The organism is Pseudarthrobacter sp. GQ63 (assembly GCF_059758765.1).
This window is the reverse complement of the sequence record NZ_JCAXEF010000028.1, coordinates 1-3,873: the sequence shown is the minus strand read 5'-3', so window position 1 is coordinate 3,873 and position 3,873 is coordinate 1. Positions and strand designations below refer to the sequence as shown.

2 rRNA genes are annotated in these 3,873 nt (G+C 54.9%); both read left to right on the top strand.

Annotated elements, in window-relative coordinates:
- The first annotated feature begins 322 nt into the window (after positions 1–322).
- Positions 323–3,449, top strand: a 23S ribosomal RNA gene (locus AC6CHP_RS20655).
- A 206-nt stretch (positions 3,450–3,655) separates the two neighbouring features.
- Positions 3,656–3,772: ribosomal RNA gene (rrf, locus tag AC6CHP_RS20650) — 5S ribosomal RNA — on the top strand.
- Positions 3,773–3,873: the final 101 nt, after the last annotated feature.

Genomic DNA, 3,873 nt, shown 5'->3' with positions numbered 1-3,873 from the left:
TAGTGTTTGGCACACTGTTGGGTCCTGAGGCAACAGGGCCGTGGTTCTTGCCCCCTTTTTGTGTGGGGTGGGGTTGCGGGTTTGTTTGTTTCTGGTTTCCTGGCTGCATCGATCATGCATGTTTGTGTGTGTGGGGTGTGTGGTACGGGGTTGTTGTTTGAGAACTACATAGTGGACGCGAGCATCTTTTATAAGAAGCAATTTCCAAGAATATGAACCTGGATCTGGCTGCGCGTGATGGTGTCACTCTTTTTGGGGTGGTGTTGTTGGGTGTGGTTGGTTTCTGTGGTTCTCTCGAAAATTAGCGTTTTTGATCTTTTGTGGTCAAGTTTTTAAGAGCACACGGTGGATGCCTTGGCATTAGGAGCCGAAGAAGGACGTAGGAATCTGCGATAAGCCTGGGGGAGTCGATAACCGGACTGTGATCCCAGGGTGTCCGAATGGGGAAACCCCGCCAGGGACGCGAGTCACCTGGTGACCCGCATCTGAACACATAGGGTGCGTGGAGGGAACGCGGGGAAGTGAAACATCTCAGTACCCGCAGGAAGAGAAAACAATAGTGATTCCGTTAGTAGTGGCGAGCGAACGCGGATCAGGCTAAACCGTTCCATGTGTGATAGCCGGCGGGCGTTGCATGGTCGGGGTTGTGGGACTTTCCATACCAGTTCTGCCGGGCTGGTGGGGTGTGATGTGCAGGCATAGGTGAACGGTCTTGAAAGGCCGGCCAGAGAGGGTGTTAGCCCCGTAACCGTAATGTTGTGTACCGCCTGGATGAGTATCCCAAGTAGTACGGGGCCCGAGAAATCCCGTGCGAATCTGTCAGGACCACCTGATAAGCCTAAATACTCCCTAATGACCGATAGCGGACCAGTACCGTGAGGGAAAGGTGAAAAGTACCCCGGGAGGGGAGTGAAACAGTACCTGAAACCGTGTGCTTACAATCCGTCGGAGCCAGTCTGATTCTGGTGACGGCGTGCCTTTTGAAGAATGAGCCTGCGAGTTAGTGTTACGTCGCGAGGTTAACCCGTGTGGGGCAGCCGTAGCGAAAGCGAGTCTGAATAGGGCGTTGCAGTGGCGTGATCTAGACCCGAAGCGAAGTGATCTACCCATGGCCAGGTTGAAGCGACGGTAAGACGTCGTGGAGGACCGAACCCACTTCAGTTGAAAATGGAGGGGATGAGCTGTGGGTAGGGGTGAAAGGCCAATCAAACTTCGTGATAGCTGGTTCTCCCCGAAATGCATTTAGGTGCAGCGTTGCGTGTTTCTTGCTGGAGGTAGAGCTACTGGATGGCTAATGGGCCCTACAAGGTTACTGACGTCAGCCAAACTCCGAATGCCGGTAAGTGAGAGCGCAGCAGTGAGACTGTGGGGGATAAGCTTCATAGTCGAGAGGGAAACAGCCCAGACCACCAACTAAGGCCCCTAAGCGTGTGCTAAGTGGGAAAGGATGTGGAGTTGCGAAGACAACCAGGAGGTTGGCTTAGAAGCAGCCATCCTTAAAAGAGTGCGTAATAGCTCACTGGTCAAGTGATTCCGCGCCGACAATGTAGCGGGGCTCAAGTACACCGCCGAAGTTGTGGCATTCAGATATTAGCTAAGCCCTTGTGGTTCAGGCGTCTGGATGGGTAGGGGAGCGTCGTGTGGGCGGTGAAGTCGCGGTGTAAACCAGCGGTGGAGCCTACACGAGTGAGAATGCAGGCATGAGTAGCGAAAGACGGGTGAGAAACCCGTCCGCCGAATGATCAAGGGTTCCAGGGTCAAGCTAATCTGCCCTGGGTAAGTCGGGACCTAAGGCGAGGCCGACAGGCGTAGTCGATGGACAACGGGTTGATATTCCCGTACCGGCGAAAAACCGCCCATGCTGAACAGGGGATACTAACTGCCCGAGACCTGCCCGATCGCCCTTGTGGTGTGAGGGTTTTGGTGGAGCGCAGGACCTGATCCTGGGAGGCAAGCGTATTAACAGGTGTGACGCAGGAAGGTAGCCAAGCCGGGCGATGGTTGTCCCGGTCTAAGGATGTAGGGCGAACGGTAGGCAAATCCGCTGTTCATGATGCCTGAGATCTGATGGGACCCCCGTTTGGGGGGATTTGGTGATCCTATGCTGCCGAGAAAAGCATCGACGCGAGGTTTTAGCCGCCCGTACCCCAAACCGACACAGGTGATCAGGTAGAGAATACTAAGGCGATCGAGAGAATTATGGTTAAGGAACTCGGCAAAATGCCCCCGTAACTTCGGGAGAAGGGGGGCCCCAACCTTGATACACCCTTGCGGTGTGGAGGGGATCGGGGCCGCAGAGACCAGGGGGAAGCGACTGTTTACTAAAAACACAGGTCCGTGCGAAGTCGCAAGACGATGTATACGGACTGACTCCTGCCCGGTGCTGGAAGGTTAAGAGGACCGGTTAGCCGCAAGGCGAAGCTGAGAATTTAAGCCCCAGTAAACGGCGGTGGTAACTATAACCATCCTAAGGTAGCGAAATTCCTTGTCGGGTAAGTTCCGACCTGCACGAATGGAGTAACGACTTCCCCGCTGTCTCAACCATAAACTCGGCGAAATTGCAGTACGAGTAAAGATGCTCGTTACGCGCAGCAGGACGGAAAGACCCCGAGACCTTTACTATAGTTTGGTATTGGTGTTCGGAGTGGCTTGTGTAGGATAGGTGGGAGACGTTGAAGCCCGGACGCCAGTTCGGGTGGAGTCATCGTTGAAATACCACTCTGGTCACTTTGGACATCTAACTTCGGCCCGTAATCCGGGTCAGGGACAGTGCCTGATGGGTAGTTTAACTGGGGCGGTTGCCTCCTAAAAAGTAACGGAGGCGCCCAAAGGTTCCCTCAGCCTGGTTGGCAATCAGGTGTCGAGTGTAAGTGCACAAGGGAGCTTGACTGTGAGAGAGACATCTCGAGCAGGGACGAAAGTCGGGACTAGTGATCCGGCGGTACATTGTGGAATGGCCGTCGCTCAACGGATAAAAGGTACCTCGGGGATAACAGGCTGATCTTGCCCAAGAGTCCATATCGACGGCATGGTTTGGCACCTCGATGTCGGCTCGTCGCATCCTGGGGCTGGAGTAGGTCCCAAGGGTTGGGCTGTTCGCCCATTAAAGCGGTACGCGAGCTGGGTTTAGAACGTCGTGAGACAGTTCGGTCCCTATCCGCTGCGCGCGCAGGAAATTTGAGAAGGGCTGTCCTTAGTACGAGAGGACCGGGACGGACGAACCTCTGGTGTGTCAGTTGTACTGCCAAGTGCACCGCTGATTAGCTACGTTCGGATGGGATAACCGCTGAAAGCATCTAAGCGGGAAGCTCGCTTCAAGATGAGATTTCCATACACCTTGTGTGTGAGAGGCCCCCAGCCAGACCACTGGGTTGATAGGCCGGATGTGGAAGCGAGGACTAACGACTCGTGAAGCTGACCGGTACTAATAGGCCGATAACTTACACCACACACCACCCCCGCAAACGAACTTCAAAAGCGTTTGCAATCAGGGGGCGGTAAAAAGATACCAAGACTGCTTGCGTCCACTATGTGGTTCCCAACCAACAAACCCGCCACGGGCACGTTGCGTCAGGAACACAACTAAATAACAACACCACAATGTTGTAACCACAAAGTTTCCCACCCAGGCCCTGCCTGGGACGGGTACAAGGGTTACGGCGGTCATAGCGTGGGGGAAACGCCCGGTCCCATTCCGAACCCGGAAGCTAAGACCCACAGCGCCGATGGTACTGCACCCGGGAGGGTGTGGGAGAGTAGGTCACCGCCGGACACACACTAATGGTCGAGGCCCCAACCACTAATGGTTGGGGCCTCCCACATTTAACACCCACCACCAACACGCCCCCGCACCTGATACAGGCACCCGGACGA